This is a genomic window from Enterobacter cloacae complex sp. ECNIH7, assembly GCF_002208095.1.
GTDB lineage: Bacteria > Pseudomonadota > Gammaproteobacteria > Enterobacterales > Enterobacteriaceae > Enterobacter > Enterobacter cloacae_M.
In genome coordinates this window covers 1,264,255-1,280,883 of record NZ_CP017990.1, presented here as the reverse complement: position 1 = coordinate 1,280,883, position 16,629 = coordinate 1,264,255, and the positions used below count along the sequence as shown (strand labels likewise).

At 55.7% G+C, this 16,629-nt stretch carries 13 protein-coding genes and 1 tRNA gene; 3 read left to right on the top strand and 11 right to left on the bottom strand.

Going from position 1 to position 16,629, the window contains the following annotated elements:
• Positions 1 to 14: 14 nt before the first annotated feature.
• The 8 genes from pheP to WM95_RS06210 all read right to left on the bottom strand — a co-directional run bounded on the left by pheP (position 15) and on the right by WM95_RS06210 (position 9,315).
• The gene (gene pheP / locus WM95_RS06245; RefSeq protein WP_045400812.1) at positions 15 to 1,403 is read right to left on the bottom strand and encodes a phenylalanine transporter; all 1,389 of its coding nucleotides are present in this window, start codon (positions 1,401 to 1,403) and stop codon (positions 15 to 17) included.
• Between the two features lie 103 nt (positions 1,404 to 1,506).
• Positions 1,507 to 3,690 (bottom strand): TonB-dependent receptor, encoded by a 2,184-nt coding sequence (locus tag WM95_RS06240; protein WP_063409724.1) that lies wholly within the window; start codon positions 3,688 to 3,690, stop codon positions 1,507 to 1,509.
• 185 nt (positions 3,691 to 3,875) lie between these two features.
• Positions 3,876 to 4,151, bottom strand: coding sequence for a DUF1471 family periplasmic protein YahO (gene yahO / locus WM95_RS06235; RefSeq protein WP_025759522.1), 276 nt, complete (start codon positions 4,149 to 4,151; stop codon positions 3,876 to 3,878).
• 150 nt (positions 4,152 to 4,301) lie between these two features.
• Entirely contained in the window at positions 4,302 to 5,333 is a 1,032-nt protein-coding gene (locus WM95_RS06230; protein WP_063409725.1) for an ABC transporter ATP-binding protein, read from the bottom strand.
• Position 5,334: 1 nt separating this feature from the next.
• On the bottom strand, positions 5,335 to 6,909 hold the full coding sequence (locus tag WM95_RS06225; RefSeq protein WP_063409726.1) for an ABC transporter permease: 1,575 nt from the start codon (positions 6,907 to 6,909) through the stop codon (positions 5,335 to 5,337).
• Between the two features lie 24 nt (positions 6,910 to 6,933).
• Complete coding sequence (locus WM95_RS06220; RefSeq protein WP_063409727.1) at positions 6,934 to 7,950, bottom strand: iron ABC transporter substrate-binding protein; 1,017 nt, start codon at positions 7,948 to 7,950, stop codon at positions 6,934 to 6,936.
• A 355-nt stretch (positions 7,951 to 8,305) separates the two neighbouring features.
• Complete coding sequence (locus WM95_RS06215) at positions 8,306 to 9,136, bottom strand: CPBP family intramembrane glutamic endopeptidase (protein ID WP_063409728.1); 831 nt, start codon at positions 9,134 to 9,136, stop codon at positions 8,306 to 8,308.
• Between the two features lie 102 nt (positions 9,137 to 9,238).
• Positions 9,239 to 9,315: transfer RNA gene (locus WM95_RS06210), tRNA-Arg, on the bottom strand.
• A gap of 278 nt (positions 9,316 to 9,593) precedes the next feature.
• Between WM95_RS06210 and WM95_RS06205 the strand changes: the two genes are divergently transcribed.
• The 3 genes from WM95_RS06205 to fimZ all read left to right on the top strand — a co-directional run bounded on the left by WM95_RS06205 (position 9,594) and on the right by fimZ (position 12,478).
• Complete coding sequence (locus tag WM95_RS06205; protein WP_063409729.1) at positions 9,594 to 10,292, top strand: EAL domain-containing protein; 699 nt, start codon at positions 9,594 to 9,596, stop codon at positions 10,290 to 10,292.
• Between the two features lie 24 nt (positions 10,293 to 10,316).
• The gene (locus tag WM95_RS06200) at positions 10,317 to 11,045 is read left to right on the top strand and encodes a helix-turn-helix transcriptional regulator (protein ID WP_063409730.1); all 729 of its coding nucleotides are present in this window, start codon (positions 10,317 to 10,319) and stop codon (positions 11,043 to 11,045) included.
• Positions 11,046 to 11,845: 800 nt separating this feature from the next.
• The gene (gene fimZ / locus WM95_RS06195) at positions 11,846 to 12,478 is read left to right on the top strand and encodes a fimbria biosynthesis transcriptional regulator FimZ (RefSeq protein WP_023310647.1); all 633 of its coding nucleotides are present in this window, start codon (positions 11,846 to 11,848) and stop codon (positions 12,476 to 12,478) included.
• A gap of 51 nt (positions 12,479 to 12,529) precedes the next feature.
• On the opposite strand, the gene sfmF is transcribed toward fimZ, so the two are convergent.
• The 3 genes from sfmF to WM95_RS06180 are packed head-to-tail and all read right to left on the bottom strand — an operon-like array spanning position 12,530 to position 16,622.
• Complete coding sequence (gene sfmF, locus WM95_RS06190) at positions 12,530 to 13,051, bottom strand: fimbria assembly protein (protein WP_023310646.1); 522 nt, start codon at positions 13,049 to 13,051, stop codon at positions 12,530 to 12,532.
• A 9-nt stretch (positions 13,052 to 13,060) separates the two neighbouring features.
• On the bottom strand, positions 13,061 to 14,068 hold the full coding sequence (gene fimH, locus WM95_RS06185; RefSeq protein ID WP_088544695.1) for a type 1 fimbria D-mannose specific adhesin FimH: 1,008 nt from the start codon (positions 14,066 to 14,068) through the stop codon (positions 13,061 to 13,063).
• On the bottom strand, positions 14,061 to 16,622 hold the full coding sequence (locus tag WM95_RS06180) for a fimbrial biogenesis usher protein (RefSeq protein WP_063409731.1): 2,562 nt from the start codon (positions 16,620 to 16,622) through the stop codon (positions 14,061 to 14,063). The genes fimH and WM95_RS06180 overlap by 8 nt, the downstream gene beginning before the upstream one ends.
• Positions 16,623 to 16,629 lie beyond the last annotated feature (7 nt).

The window sequence follows — 16,629 nt, the reverse complement described above, 5'->3', positions numbered from 1 at the left end:
GGGAGAAAACCGCGCTACTTTTTGCGGGAAAGCTTAAACGCCACAAACAGGAAGATAACCCACACCGGCAGCAGCATCGCCGAAAGGCGCATCTCATCCATGGTGCACATCAGCACCAGAATCAGCCCCAGGAAAGCGATACAGATATAGTTCCCCGCCGGATAGAGCAGCGCTTTGAACTGCGTATCGCGTCCCTTGCGGCGCATCGCGGCGCGAAAGCGCAGGTGCGCCAGGCAAATCATGATCCAGTTCAGCAGCAGCGTAGCGACAACCAGCGCCATCAGCAGGCCAAAGGCCTCTTTCGGCAGCAGATAGTTAATCAGCACCACCAGCGAGGTGATAGCACCAGAAAGGAACAAGGAATTCACCGGCACGCCGCGACGGCTGACGCGGGTGAGGAACTTCGGCGCGTTGCCCTGTACGGAGAGGCCGAACAGCATGCGGCTGTTGGAGTAAACGCCGCTGTTATAGACCGAAAGCGATGCAACCAGAATGACGAAGTTCAGCGCCGAGGCCACCACGTTGCTGTTCAGATCGTGGAAAATCATCACGAACGGGCTGCTGTCGGACTTCACTTCCACCCACGGATAGAGCGCCAGCAGCACCACCAGCGAGCCGATGTAGAACAGCAGAATACGGTATACCACCTGGTTGACCGCTTTTGGAATGCTTTTATGCGGGTCGCGCGCTTCCGCGGCGGTAATGCCAATCAGCTCTAGTCCACCGAAGGAGAACATGATCACTGCCAGGGAGAGAATCAGCCCTTTCCAGCCGGTGGCGAGGAAGCCGCCGTGCTGCCACAGGTTGTCGATCGTGGCGCGCTCGCCGCCGTGGCCGGAGAACAGCAGCCACAGGCCAAAGCCGATCATCCCGATAATCGCCAGCACCTTGATCAGCGCAAACCAGAACTCGGTTTCGCCATACAGGCGCACGTTGACGAGGTTAACGGCGTTAATAATGATGAAGAAGGCCGCCGCCCAGATCCACGTCGGGACGTCCGGCAGCCAGTACTGCATGTAAATGCCTGCGGCGGTCAGCTCCGCCATCCCCACCAGCACGAACATCACCCAGTAGTTCCAGCCGGAGAGGAAGCCTGCAAACGGGCCCCAGTATTTATAAGCAAAGTGCGCGAAGGAGCCTGAAACCGGCTCTTCAACAACCATCTCGCCAAGCTGGCGCATGATCAGGAAGGCGATAATCCCGGCGATACCGTAACCCAGCAGCACCGCCGGACCAGCCATCTGAATAGCGGGGCCGATGCCGAGAAACAGCCCGGTACCGATCGCGCCGCCAAGGGCAATTAACTGAATATGTCGATTTTGCAAACCACGTTGCAGCGTCGGATTCTGATCCGACGAGGCTTCAGCGCTACCATGGCCTGAAGCGGATGACGCGTCTTTCACGTCCTACCCCTGTCTCATTTTTAGAAGGGGCACGTTTTAACACTTCATGCTGGAGGTAGCAAGGGATTGGGGCATCCCTGCCCCGGATAACGAGATGGAACGCTTAAAACGCGTAGCCAACCGAGACCTTAAAGGTGCGCGGTTCGCCCTGCGTAATATAGGTACCGGAATCGTCCACGCTGGCCCAGTAGTTTTCATTGGTGACGTTGTCGATGCCCGCGCGAACCGTCATCTGGTTTTCATTGCGGTTCACCGCGAAGCGATAGCGCACTCCCAGATCCAGCGTGGTGTAGCTGTCCAGCTTTTTGGTGTTTGCCAGGTCAGCGTACTGCGCGCCGGAATGGTTCACGCGGGCGGTGGCGGTCAGGCCGTCAACCGGCTTGATATCGTACTCTGCACCCAGCACGGCGTAAAAGTTCGGAATCCCGATCGCATCGTTACCCTGATTCACGCCATTTTTGGTTTTGGTCAGCTCGGCCTGCAGCCAGGTGGCGCTGGCGTTCAGGCGCATCCCCAGCGCGGGCTCACCGAAGACGTTCAGCTCCACGCCACGGTTTCGCTGCTCGGCATCCAGGCCGTAATGGCCGCTGTCGTCGAGGATCGCCGACGGCATTTTGATCTCAAACAGCGCAAGCGATCCGCCCACGCGGCCGAAGTCCGCCTTCACGCCCACTTCGTTCTGCTTAGAGTGAACGATACCGGTGCTCTGGCCGTAGTTGGTGGCGGTGTTAGGTGCAGTTTTGCCCGGCTGCAGCGCTTCGGTGTGGTTTGCATAGAGGGAAATCTCCTCCCACGGCTTGTAGACCACGCCGTAGGTGGGCATCCAGCGGCTGCCGTCGAAGCCGTCCGCCGCGTTTTCCGCACCGGTAACTTTGTTATATCCGCGAACGACTACTTTCTGATGGCGGGCGCCTGCGGTGAACAGCAGCTTGTCGTCCAGCACGCCCAGCGTATCGCTAAGCAGCCAGCCCTGGGTACGCGTGCGCCCGCTGGTCAGCGGATCGCTGTACTTCCCGCCAGAGCCGTTCAGGTTGGTGCTGTCCGGCATATCGACGCCGGTGTTGTGGTAGATGTTGGTGGTCGGATTATCCTTCGCCGCCGACATTTTCCACGCGATTTTTTCGTTTTTGGTCATCGCCGAATAGCCAACGTTGACCTTGTGCGAGACGAAGCCCGTAGTGAAGTTACCGCGAACGCCCGCCATGCCGCTGACGGAATCACTGATGCGGTTGGTATCAAGACGGCTGACCGTTGCCTTGCCGCTTTTATCCACCAGCTTCGGCGCGCTGTAGATGCCTTCCTCGTGCGCGTGCTGCGCGCCAAGACCGGTATAGGCCGTCCAGCCGTCGGTGATGTCGTACTCGCTGCGCCACATCCCAAATTCGTTTTCGATATTGCTGTAGGCCCACTTCTGCGAGAAGTTACGATCGTTTTTCGGCGGCTCGGGAACGAAATCCACCGCGGAAATATTGACGCTGGTCGGGCTGCCGTGGAAGGTTTTCTTCTGATAGCCCAGATCCAGCGAGGTGCGGAAGCGGTCGCCAGCGTAATCCAGGCCCGTAGAGAGCAGCGTGGTGCGGCGGCGGTCATTCGGTATGCCGGTTTCCCCTTCGCGATGAACCAGGTTCACCCGCGCGCCGAACTGGTCGCTGTCGCCGTAGCGACGGCCCGCATCAAGCGTAGTTCCAATCTGGGAATCCGAGGTGTAGTCTACGCCGACTTTGGCCTGCGGGAGTTCGCCCGCGTGTTTTGGCTCAAGGTTGATCATCCCGCCCACGCCGGAGCTTGCCGCGCCGTTCATCAGCGAGTTGGCCCCTTTGAAGATCTCGATGCGGTCAACCATCTGGGTATCCACCACCTGGCGCGGCAGCACGCCGGACAGACCGCCAAATGTCATGTCGTCGCCGTCGAACTTCAGGCCGCGGATGCGGTAGGTCTCCGCGCTGTTGCCGAACCCCTGAACGAACTGCACCCCCGCGTCGTTCGCGACGACATCGGCAATGGTTTTCGCCTGCTGATCTTCCACCAGCTTCGAGGTGTAGCTGATGATGTTGAACGGCACGTCCATGGCGTTCTGCTGGCCCAGCATCCCCATGCGCCCGCCGTTCGCCACCTGCCCGTCAAGAAAGGCAGGTACCAGCTGGTCGCCACCGGGTTTGAAATCGCTGGCAGGTTTAGCCTGGACAACGAGGGTGTCCTCTTTTTGATCGTCCGCCGCAATGGCGGAATGTGTCGCCGCGCCAACGGCGAGCGCCAGCAGCGTTTTGTGCATGATGGTGTTGTTCATCGTTAACTCATTTTAAAGTGCGCGCAAAAATGACCCGTTGTCGGGCCTTAGAATATGTTGAATGCAATGCAAATGAGAACTATACGCATTATCCATGCATTAGCAAGTGTAACCGCGTTCATGAGGAGATTTGGCGAGATAAGAGGGGGAACGGCCACCCCGCTTCGGGGGTGGCTGCAATGACGTTATTTTTTCTTGTAGATATTGGCCGTACCGTGAATTTTATTGTTGGTGTTCCCTGACGTGAGCACCAGGACATCGGCGCCTTGCTTATCGGCTTTCTCGATCAGTTCTTTTTTGGCGTCATCGATAGAGACTTCACCTGAGGTGTTTACCGTACCGATTTTCTGATACTGCGACTCAACTTTCTTAAACTCCTCCTTCGTCAGAAGCTCAGCAGCGAAGGCATGAGTCGTAAAGAAAAACGCAGTTCCCAACAAAACAGCAATCGTCTTTTTCATAACCTTTTTTCCTTGAGATTAATCAGCAACTACGAAAAAACTCACGCAGTGTGGTGAGGTTTTATGAGCATGGTAGAGAATCTCAGGAATTGCCATGCGTTCGGGAAAAATCTTTTATAACAACCCGTTGCATGAAATTACTAACGAATATTAAGAATATTCGAATACCCGCGCGGTGCCAGCAATATCAACGCGTACCGCCGTGCCCGGGTTCCATCCTGGCTGGCTTACGGTCTTCAGAATCACCGGCTGCTGCTGTCCGGCCAATCCCAGGGTGAGCGTCGACAGCTGGCCGGTGAAGTCCACGTCGAGAATCGAGATCGGACTTTCATGCGCTGCACATGCCGTCACGCGTAATTGTTCAGGGCGCATCATTACCCTGCCCTGTCCTGTCGCATGCGCGTTGTCCGTCGGCACTTCACCCAGCGCGCACACGGCATACCCGGCAGCGAGCTGAGCAGGCAGGATCACGGCATCGCCAAGAAACAGCGCCGTCTCTTCGTCAACGGGACGGGTGTAAACGTCATAAGGCGTACCGACCTGCGTGAAGCGCCCGGAGCGCATGACGGCAACCTGCGTGGCAAAGGACAACGCTTCGTTCTGATCGTGGGTGACCAGAATCGAGGCCACGCCCGCTTCGGCCAGCAGATCGGCCGTTGCCTTACGCGTCGTGGCGCGCAGGCCGGTATCCAGAGCCGAGAACGGTTCATCCAGCAGCATCAGTGAAGGCCGCTGGGCCAGCGCACGGGCAAGGGCCACGCGCTGCTGCTGTCCGCCGGAAATCTCGTGGGGCCAGTGCGTTGCGAGCTGCCTGTCCAGAGAAACCATCTCCATCAGCGCCTCAACGCGCTGGCGTTTCTCGTGGCGGGTGCCGTCCAGCCCCCAGGCGATGTTGTCTGCCACATTGAGGTGCGGGAACAGCGCACCCTCCTGAGGCACAAAACCAATCCGGCGCAGGTGGGCGGGAACAAAACTGTTTTCATCGAACAGCGTTCTCCCCTGCATGACAATGCGCCCGGTGTCAGGCGTTTCGAACCCGGCAAGAATACGCAGCAGCGTGGTTTTCCCCGACCCGGACGGCCCGACAATCGCCGTCCTGCTCCCCGGCGCCACGCTCAGGTTTAAGCTCTCGAGCACCTGCACATCAGAAAACGATTTAGAAATGGCGGTTAATTCAAGCATGTCATAGCCCTGCAATTTTTTTCGACTGCATATAGAGAATGGCGGTCAGCGGGAGTGAAATCAGGATCATCAGCATCGCGTAAGGCGCGGCGGCAACATAGTCAATTTCACTGGTCAGCGCCCAGAATCCGGTGGAGAGCGTGCGCGTGCCCAGCGGAGAGAGCAGCAGCGTGGCGGTCAACTCGTTGCTGACGCCGAGGAAAACCAGCGCGGCACCCGCCGCCGCGCCCGGCGCGGCCAGCCGCATCGTGACGCTCCAGAGCGCCTTCGCGGGCGTGCAGCCCAGGCTGCGCGCCACGTTTTCCAGCTCAACCGGCGCCTGCGCAATCCCCGCCCGCAGGTTGATGAGCGCGCGGGGCATAAACATCAGCAGGTAGGCAAGGAACAGGGTAATTTCCGTCTGGTAAATGGGACGGGCGTAATGAATGGTGACGGTGACCAGCGCCAGCGCCGTGACGATGCCCGGCAGCGAGCTGGTGATATAGATGCACCCTTCAAGCATCCGGAAGATGCGATGCGGATAGCGGATACCCAGCCACGCGATGGGGATCACGCACGCGGTCGTCAGAAGCGCACCGCCCACGCCGAGCATCAGCGTCTGGCGCAGGGAGTGCCAGAGATCGGCACTCATCCAGTTTTGCACGCCGCCGAGCCAAATCCAGCGACACAGGACAACTAGCGGCACGCCCAGCGCCAGAACGATCAGCACGATGAAAAACAGCTGGCCCAGCGCTGCGGCCGCAGGCTTCAGCGGCCAGCGTTTCTGCTCGCGCGCGGCCCCGGCGCCAATGCGCGCGTAGCGTGCTTTTCCGCGCGTCACGCCCTCCAGCATTAATATAGCCAGACAGCACAAGGCCAGCACGCCCGCCAGCATGTTCGCCGCCGGGCCGCTGAAGGTAGACTGGAACTGGTCATAAATTGCCGTGGTGAAGGTATCAAAGCGGATCATCACGTACAGGCCATATTCCGCCAGCAGGTGCAGCGCCACCAGCAGCGCGCCGCCGCAGATAGCCAGCTTGAGCTGGGGCAGCACCACGCGGAAAAAGACCCGCCACGGCGGCGTACCCAGCGAAGCGGCGACATCTTCAAGCGTCGGATCAAGGCGACGCAGCACCGCCGCAACCGGCATATAGATAAACGGATAGTAGGCAAGTACGGAGAGGAACACGCCCGCGGAAAGCCCGTGCATGGACGGGACAGCGCTCACCCAGGCATAGCTTTGCACAAACGCGGGGATCGCCAGCGGGGCGACCGCCAGTGCGGACCAGATCCCTCTCCCGGCAAGCTGCGTGCGCTCCGTGAGCCAGGCGATTGCCACGCCCGTCACGATACACAGCGGAACCGCTAAAGCCGTCAGCCACAGCGTGTTGCTGAGCAGCTCAGCAACACGCGGGCGAAACACCAGCGCCTTAATGGTTTCCCAGCCGGTCTCAATGCCAATGGCAATGATAAAACCCAGAGGCAGAAGCGCCATTAATGAAAACAACACAGCTAACGCCACCATCGGCAGTGCAGGACGCCTGCGGGCAGGCTCCTGCACTCTGTTTTTTCCGATGTCGAGACTCAGACCAGACATAAGACGTTCACTTTACTCTCAGGATCACAGCAGGCCGGCTTGCGTCATCAGCTCGATAACTTTTTTACTGTTAAGCGTTGAAGGTTCAACTTTCGGTGCATCAAGATCTTTTAGCGGGACCAGTTTCGGGTTCGAGGCCGCGTTCACGCCCACCGCATACTCAAAGGCGTTGTTGGTACGCAGGCTTTCCTGACCTTCTTTACCGGTAATGTATTTGATGAAGGCCTGCGCCTGCGCTTTATGCTTGCTGGATGCCAGCACGCCGCCGCCGGAGAGGCTCACAAACGCGCCCGGATCCTGGTGTTTGAAGTAGTAGAGCTGGGTATTTTTGCTGTTTTCACCGGTTTTGGACTGATCGACAAAACGGTAGTAGTGATAAATCACGCCGCCATCAATCTGACCGGCATTGACCGCTTTCATCACGGTGCTGTTGCCTTTATAGGCAACGAAATTGGCTTTCATCGCCTTGAGCCATTCCAGCGTGGCCTTCTCGCCTTTCAGCGCCAGCATCGCGCTCACGATGGCCTGGAAATCCGCGCCTGACGGTGATGCCGCCCAGCGGCCTTTCCACTCGGGCTTTGCCAGATCCATCAGCGATTCAGGCAGCTGCTGTTCGTTCAGTTTTTCCGGGTTATACACAAACACCGTGCTGCGGGCCGCGATGCCAATCCAGCGGCCGTGCGCCGGACGATATTCTGCCGGTACCTGCTTCAGGGTGTCTGCATCCAGCGGCGCAAACAGGTTGGCGTTATCCACCAGCACCATTGAAGGCGAGTTCTCCGTCAGGAACACGTCTGCCGGTGACGCGCTGCCTTCCTGAACCAGCTGGTTACCCAGCTCGCTGTCATCGCCATTACGCAGAGTGACTTTAATGCCGGTTTCTTTAGTAAAACCGTCCACCCACGACTTCACCAGGTTTTCGTGCTGCGCGTTATAAACAACGATACCTTCGCTGTTATCGGCCGCAACCGATTGTGTAAAAAGGAAAAGTGATGAAGACAACAAGGCAAGCGAGAAGCAGGACAGCAGGCGAGAATTCATGAACATATCCTTAATAGACCAACGGGATTAACGACTCATAGCTTTGTGGGACAGGATTAAAGCATACAACAACGCTAATGATAATTAGTATCAATCCAGTTTACGCGTAAAAGTGTAAAATTTCTTTTTAGAAGATTTTAGAATGATAAAAATCCAAATTTTAATGAGAGATAATTTTTAGATTAAGAAAACCTTAAGCCTGCTTAAAATGAAATTGATTAGCCTTCTATTCATTATGACGCGAAGGTAAATCTGTTATTCATGCGCCCGGAAGATATAAAAGCCCCGATTTTGCGGGGCTTTTTATGCTTATCCGGAGGTCGCTAAATTTATAAGGCGACTAATTTAAAAAGCATCACATAACCGCATGAGGGGCATACATCGGATAGGTGAAGAACAATAAATGCACGCAGTTCAGCCCAAAATGGAATAACGTCGCAACCCAAAGCCTGCCGCTCCACATCCACGCCAGGCCGTAAATAATGCCGGAGAGGCTGGCAAAAATAATCAGTAGTAAACCGCCGCTATAATGCATCAGTCCAAAGATGACTGAGGCAATCAACAGCGCGACAACAGGATGAATAATCCGGGACAAGCGTTGCTGCAGGTAGCCTCTGAACAAGGCTTCCTCAGCCAAAGAGACGAAAAAAATATTCGCAAGGGCAAATTGAGCGAACCATTCTGGCGCATGCGGCTCAATTCTAAGTCCACCCAACGCAACAGCCAGAAGTAACAGCGCGGGTATCGCAAGAACCAATATTCCCCAGCCGACCTTGCCCGCTTTATAGAGGGGTTTTGCTACGAATAACGTTGGCATGCACGTAATTAAAAAGAACGGCACCACTGCCTTGTCCATATTAAAGTACATACTGAACGGTATGCTTTGCGGACCTACGACGACAGCATCCAGCACTTTGAGGTTATGAAAACCCGGGATCACATGCAAAACCAGGGCAACGGCGATGGCCACGCACAGGCCTTCGACCAGATATGTATATTTATTATTTTTATTACGTAGCCATTCAACAGCAAACCAGCCAACGACGATTGATGCAATAACCAGCAGCGCCGGGGCGTAAAGAATACTCTGTTTCCAGCCGAGAAATGCCGTTAATCCCAGAATCAGGTAAGCCAGGCTTTTATTAAGGGAGAGTGCGGCAAGCGAAGTTGCGAGTAGATACCACATAAATGTCCTTCTTGACCGGTAAATTTTAGGGGCGATGTCCCAAATATGTCCCACAACGAAAATCAGGAGGATGTGAAGGAGGCGTAACTCTATGAAATGAAATGGCACGCCCTGTAGGATTCGAACCTACGACCTACGGCTTAGAAGGCCGTTGCTCTATCCAACTGAGCTAAGGGCGCACTGATATGCGTGTACTTCGCGGTGATGAAACGCGAAGAATTATACGGTCAATGGCAGGTGAGTCAATGCCTTTTCCGTTTTCCACGGCAATTACCGCTAGCCGATTGTAAATACGGCTATTTTCTCAACATTTCGTCCTGTTTCACAGTAAAATTTAGCGCTGCGAAAAGGCTTAGTTGCATTTAAGTAACGCCTGCTGTTTTCCTGAACGTCAGCTCGTCACACTAGAGTCAGGTATCCCGGCCGCCTGGAGGCTGGCAGACAACAGGACAATGGAGTGACAGCGCAAAACCTGATCGATACGCCCCCCCGGTTACAGTACATTTCTCAGGACATCGTCGGCATTAAGCTTGAGCCCATCGTCGCCCTTTCCTCCTTGCGCCTGGTTGGCGTGGAGGTACTTAGCGTTCTGTCCGACACGCGGCACAGCGAGGACTTTTTTTGCGAACGGTCCGCAGACTGGTCGATAGCGCTGCTTGAAGCGCAGCTTGGCGCGTTAAAAAATGCGCCGCACGGTCATAATCTTTTTATTAATCTGCCGATAACCGTCCTGACAGAGCCCGCGTCATTTCAGCGACTTATCCGGTTGCCAGGCGTGCCGCTCAATATTGAGATTGTCGACCTCGCATCCTTTTTAGCGCTGACCCTCGTCGAGAAGCAGCATGTCGTTCAAAATTTGCGGCAACTTAGCAGACAGGGACACGCAATCTGGCTTGATGACGTGGATGACGTCACCGTGCAGTCGTTTTTATCCTGCCGACTCCCGTTAAGCGGCATCAAAATAGATAAGGAAGCATTCTGGCGTTTACGCGACACCCCTGCGCTGAGGCAACTGGTTTCCCTTTGCTTTCAGCTTGCCGGGAAAGTGCTTATTGAAGGTATTGAGACTGAACGCGATCGTACCTGGGCACTGCAGGCAGGCGCAGACCTCGGCCAGGGATATTACTGGCCGTCCTGGACATGGCCGGAGGATTAAAAAGCCATTTCCAGGAGGGAGACCATGCGAATGACAGTGCGCCGTTACCGGCGGCGGCGTACAGGAAGTGATGCACTGGGATTTACGCGCTCACCTTTTACTCCCCCCTTTTTCGACCGGCTCGAATTTTTGAGCCAGTCTATCGGCCAGCCCCGCAAAACCGACGCCCCGTTTATCCTTCTGGTGACGGAGGATCACTACCTGCGCACCGGTTTTCTCAACGCCCAGTTTCCCCTGAGCAGCTGCTGCGACTACGCCACGCTGGACGACGCCCTTATCGCTCAAACGCAGTGGCCTTCAGCCCGCCTGGTCGTGGATATTGAAAGCCGGTCCACGGGGCTTCTGGAGAAACTGGATCAGTTGAGACGGCATAGCCTGTTTCCTCCGTTCCTGACGCCCTGGCTGCTGGTCCGGGCCGATAATTACGATACCCGCCTCTTCTGCAAAGCGGCGGGTCCCTTTCATGTGCTCGAACGTCAGCTGAGCGCCGCTGCGCTCCAGCACAGCCTGTTGGATACCCTACCTCCGCTGGGTACCGAGAAAGACTGGTTCTCGCGCAACGAATGGCCTATCCTGCAGGAGCTTTCCCGGGGCAGGACATTGCGTCAAATTGCCCTTATGCAGAATCGCCCCTATAGCCGCATTATCTATCGTCTCAGCTGCATCCTCCTAAAGCTGGGGCTAAGCCATCGCCAGGAATTGCTCCATCTTCTTAATAACCTCTCAGACTGCACGTTTTCACTTACCTCCTAACCCCTTATTTCCTAAAGCGGTTTAAGAATTTACTTACCACCTGCGTTGCGAAAATGTTAATTTTTAACAATAAAATCGAATTTATAACTATTCCTAATTTATGGGCGCGAACCTTGTGAAATGCCACAAATTAGCGGAACGGCAGCACTTTCCTCCATCCGTTAAGCGAATGCAGAAGGCGTTAACAAGATGATAATGATGTAAAAACAAGCAGCTTAACGACAACTGCCAGGAGTAAAAAGCGAAGCGGATAGCATGTTCTCCTGTGCACCAGACGCCGTTAGCCGGATCGGCGCAAGCACTTTCAGATGAAGGTCAGTCGGCCTGCGAGGGCAATTTTTAACCTCACGTTTGCGGGTTCGTCCCTTTTGAAGAGGCGTGTTTTTGTTAACAATTGATCAACATACAGCGATATCTGTTATTTTTTGTTATTACATAAAGATGAAAATATGCGGTAAATGGGATAACAGGACATTTCCGCTATTTTTAAAAAAATAGCGATTCATATCCAGAAGATAATACAAACCAATACCCTCATATTAATTTACAGGGTTTTCGGAAAAAACTTACCCTGTATAATAAGATGCGTATCAAATCTGAATAAGAAAAACCTTTTTGCCAACACCAGCCTAATGAGATGACCGCGCTGAGGCATAGTTCTTTTCATTACGTAAACAAGGATGCTTTCGCTCTTCCCAGGGAAATACTACGGTACAGGGATCTGCACATTATATCCTTCCGGCATTTCGAGAGTTTTACCAAACTCTGTATAACGCTTTTAACAATCTGAGGCATTAAAAATGAAACCGGCATCCGTTATCATTATGGACGAACATCCTATCGTCAGAATGTCGATAGAGGTCCTGCTACAGAAAAATAAGAATATCGCAGTCAAGCTCAAGTCTGGCGATAGCCATGAAGTCCTTGACTGTATCCGCAATCACCCTATCGATCTGGTGATCCTTGACATTGAACTCACGGGCACGGATGCCTTCTCTTTACTTAAGAGAATCAGAAACTTAAACAAAAACATTAAGGTTCTGTTCCTCTCGTCTAAATCAGAGTTATTTTACGCGGGTCGCGCCATTCGCGCCGGGGCAAATGGCTTCGTCAGTAAACGAAAAGATTTGGGTGAGATCTACAACGCCGTAGAAATGATCCTTATGGGCTATTCCTTTTTCCCGTCGGAAACCCTGAACTTTATAAACCACCTGGGTTCAGGGAAAGGGATGGCAGTCGATATGCCATTATCGAATCGCGAGGTCACGGTATTACGGTATCTGGCGAATGGATTATCCAACAAGGAAATTGCTGAACAGCTACTATTAAGCAACAAGACCATTAGCGCGCACAAATCCAATATTTATTCCAAGCTGGGTGTGCAAAGCATCGTAGAATTAATTGATTACGCCAAAGCCCACGAACTGCTATAACCTGAATTCACTCCCTGCAGCTTATCTGAGCTGCAGGGAGTGCGGTCAGTGCTAATTATAATTAATCATGAAGGTGGCATCCGCATCAGCCCGTCCGGGCTGAGGGTTATCGGCAGTGGCAATATAATTGGCATAAAACGACAGCGTCGCATTTCCCTGTGCGTCAACCGAAACCGGCTGGCTGGCCTGCTGAAGCGCCAGGCGAGTTTTATCCGCATCCCTGATCTCAACGGCGACATGGCTTGCAGTACTGGCGTCATTCAGCGCCAGCAAGCCGCTATTGCTCCCATCAGCTTTACCTGAAAACGTAATGGACGCCGCGCCCGGCGGGCAGCCGGTCAGCTTCAGCGTAAACGGCATAGGCTGCGTGCGGCTCCCGGTGGTGCTGAGCTGTTTCGTGGGCCAGGTGCCCAGCGGGACGGCCTTGTCGCTGTCGCTGCCCTCGGCAACGCAGGTAAAATCGACGATATTGCCGTAGAGCCGAATGTTAATTTCGCCCAACGCGGTGTCCGCCTGAGCCTGGGTGCAAAGCGCAAAGAGCGCTACGGTGATAAAACGGATCCCGTTTCGCATATCGGCTCCTTAGTCGTAATCCACGCGCAGGTATCCGCGCGAGGTGAAGCGCCCTTCCGCTGGTTTATTGCCCGTCACGCTCACCGGCCAGACCCGGATCCCCACCTGAGCCTGCGCGCTGTCGTCGAGACGGAACGGAATTTTGCTTGTCAGGTTGTTGGGCGTCAGCGGCGCCCCGCTCTCGTTGGCGATGATGAACCCCACGTCCGGGTTATCCGACACCAGCACATTATCAGAGACTTTTTCCGCCTCGACGCGCATCGTCAGCATGGCGTTCGCCTCCACGTTGGTGCATTTGATCGCAATGGTTTTGCTTTGCGATGAGACCCCCTCCGGTTTGTTACCTACACCCGCCTTGCTGAACAGGGAGGCGCCAATGTCGCCGAAATCAAACTCCACAACGTTACCGGCATTGATGGCGCAGCTTTGCGGCACCTGGATGGTACCGCTGTAGCTGATGGTATAGACCGGCGTGGTGAGCGGATCGGAAGAGGTAGTGGTGACGTAAACGCGGAACATGGTGGCGCGCGGGATCACGACCATGTTAATAAAACGCCGGGTCACCTTAAAACGGAAGACCAGGCTGGAGTCCTGCACGCCAAACGGTTTGTTTTTGGAGACGTTAGGATGGCTCCCCATCTGGATATAGTTTTTTGGCGGATAAAATACGCCAGCAAAGCTGTCCGTAATTTTCATCGCCCCGTCCAGATAGTCGTTAAGCTTCAGATATTGATAGCCATCGCTCGTTCCCGTTACCGGATAATCGGTCACATAGCTGCGCTTGGTGGTATTCCCGGTCGTGCCCTTTGGGCAGACGGCATTTACCCCTACCCACTGCGATTTCTCGCTGAGCGTCACGACCTGCCCAATCTGGTTATTCGAGCTGTTGAATTTATCCGTCAGGTCGTAATGCACCTCCGTCGGCACGCCTTTTTCATTGACGCACACGGTGGCTAACGCGTTTGTCGCGGGCAGTAACGCCAGAAGCGACAAGGCAAAGAGTTGGGTTTTATTCACAGCGAATCCCCTTCAGTGTGATCGCCTGTTGCAGGCTCTTTTCAGGCAAGCTGTAAGGCGCGCGACACTGGGACTGCGCCCCGTCGCCCCACTGGATCAGCAGTTCGCCCTCCAGCGGCAGCCCGCTCAGGTAAATTTGCCCGTCATCCCCCACCATGCTGGTCACGCCGCTTTTGGTTTCGCGTACCACCGCGCCGAACGGCACCGGCTGGTTGCCGCGCGTTACCGTCAGCAGGGCGCGCACGCCAATGCGGGTATCAAAGCTGGCGCGTACCAGCGCGCCTTTGGTCGGCACCACGCTGCTCACGTTGTTTTCGATATCGGTGTTGTTGCTCATGGTGTTGGTATCCAGCGCCACGCGGTTGTAACGATAGACGGTGGCATACGGCATCACCGCGTAGCCTCGCCAGTCGGTTTTCACGCCGGTCTGGTTTTCAATACTGACGCCCGATGCCCCCGGCGCTTTGATCAGCACGTTGGTGTCGCCCAGCGGCTGGCTGAAGGTCACGCCGTCGGCGTGGCCGACCACCCCACCGGAGAGCTGCCAGTTGAGATCGTGCTGATCGCGGGAATAGTTGTAGCCCACGCCCAGCGTGCCGTAGGTCGCCTGCCAGTTGGCGCTGGCGCTTCCGCTTGAGCCGTTGGTGCTGGCGTGTCCCTGAGTCACGCTGTAGTTCAGGTTGCGGTCCTCCAGCAGCGTTCCGCTGACGCCGGTTTGCCAGCTTGTGTCGCCATCGCTGTTTCGACTGGCGGATGCCGTAGCGTAGGCGCGATCAATCGCGCTCTCCCGGCGATAGCCCTGGCGGGTAAAGAGGCTGAACGGCACGGAGACGTTAAACGACGCGATCCGATCGGTACCGTCTATCCCCACGGATTTGTTCCACGACCACGAGACGGAGTAGTTGATCCCCTTCACGCCGCCCGCGTAGCCCAGCTGGTACCAGAGGTTCGTCTCGTCTGTTCCCCAGTAGGTCTGCTCGCTGCCGGAGATATAGACCGAGCCGTAGTCCCCGAGAGACTGAGAAACGTTGAGCTGGAAACGGCCTTTTTTATTCCACGTCAGGTTGTGATAGCTCTGCACGTCCGGCACATCGTTATCGTTCTGGCTATCGGCATACTGATAGCCCTCCATTGAGCGCCAGGCGACATCGTCGAGGGTGTAAAACCCTTTTGTGGAGTAACGGTAGCCCAGCAGCTGGAAGTTGGTGCCGAAGCCGTTAAGGGATTTCGCGTAGAGGAAGCGCAGAGACTGGCCTTCATGCTTGCTGTCGTCCGCGAGCTGGCTGCGGGCGTGGGTGATATCGAGCGAGACCGCGCCCCAGTCGCCCAGGTTTTTTCCGGCCCCTACGGCCACCGCGGTATAGCGTGACGCCAGCTGCGTACCGCCGTAGAGCGTGTAACCGTTGGCAAGACCGGTAATCAGGGTGCCCTGAGTGAAGAACGGCGTATCCTGATCGCTGTTACCGCTGCGGTAATCCCCGGCAACGAGATCATACTTCCAGCGCCCTTCACGCTGCAGTAGCGGGACGGTGGAGTACGGCACGGTATAGCGCTGCTGGGTACCGTCTTTCTCTTCGACCGTGACTTCCAGGTCACCGCTTGAGGAGGTCGGGTTAAGATCGGTAATCGCAAATGCGCCCGGCTGCACATAGCTTTGATAGATAACGTAGCCGTTCTGGCGAACCACTACTTTGGCGGGCGTACGGGCGATCCCGCGCACGGTCGGCGCGTAGCCCTGCAGGCTGTCCGGGTACATGCTGTCAGACGAGAAGAGCCGCCCGCCGCGGAACCCCATGCTGTCGAAGACGTCATTCCCGGTATTGCTGTCGCCCAGCACCAGTTCGCTTTTAAGCGGGATGACGGTGCGCTGTGCCCAGGTGCCAATATTTTGCCACTCGCTGTGCCGCTGCCCGTTATTCTGCGTGTACCGCCATGCGCCGTTGTTACGTAAACGCCAGGCGCCATAGTTCAGCCCGCTCTGCAGGTTCAGATAATAGCTGTCGTCTTCGCTTCCCCGGTTACCGGTGAAGCTGTAGTTCACCAGCGCGGCGGGAATGCCTTCATCCCACTGTTCAGGCGGAATGTAGCCCCGGGCGCTGTTTTGCAACGCCACCTGCGGCAGGCTGACGTCCAGACGCTGAGAGGCAAAGTTGAATACCGTTTCGCTGCCGGGTATGGCCGTGGTCAACGGAACGCAGGTATCGCCCTGCACCTTAGCCAGCTCGGGAAACGCCGCGACGTTGACGCCAAAGCGATCCAGCATCGCGCGCGTAATGCACGCCGACAAACCGCCCGCCACCGGCGGCGTGTTCTCGGCCTGCTCAAAACGCACGTCCTGGGTACCGATAAACTCATCGTTACGCCAGATATCCACGCGATAAACGCCGGGTGCCTGCTGGTGTCCTTGTTCAAAACGCGACAAATCCGCCACGCTGGCGGTGTCGTCCGACAAGAAGGCCGGGTTGAAATAACTTTCGCTCCAGCCAGCCTGCGGCCAGAGCGCAGCCATCAGCGCCAGCGCAACCGGGCAGTAACGTCCCTGGTGGTTTTTCATCGCCCTG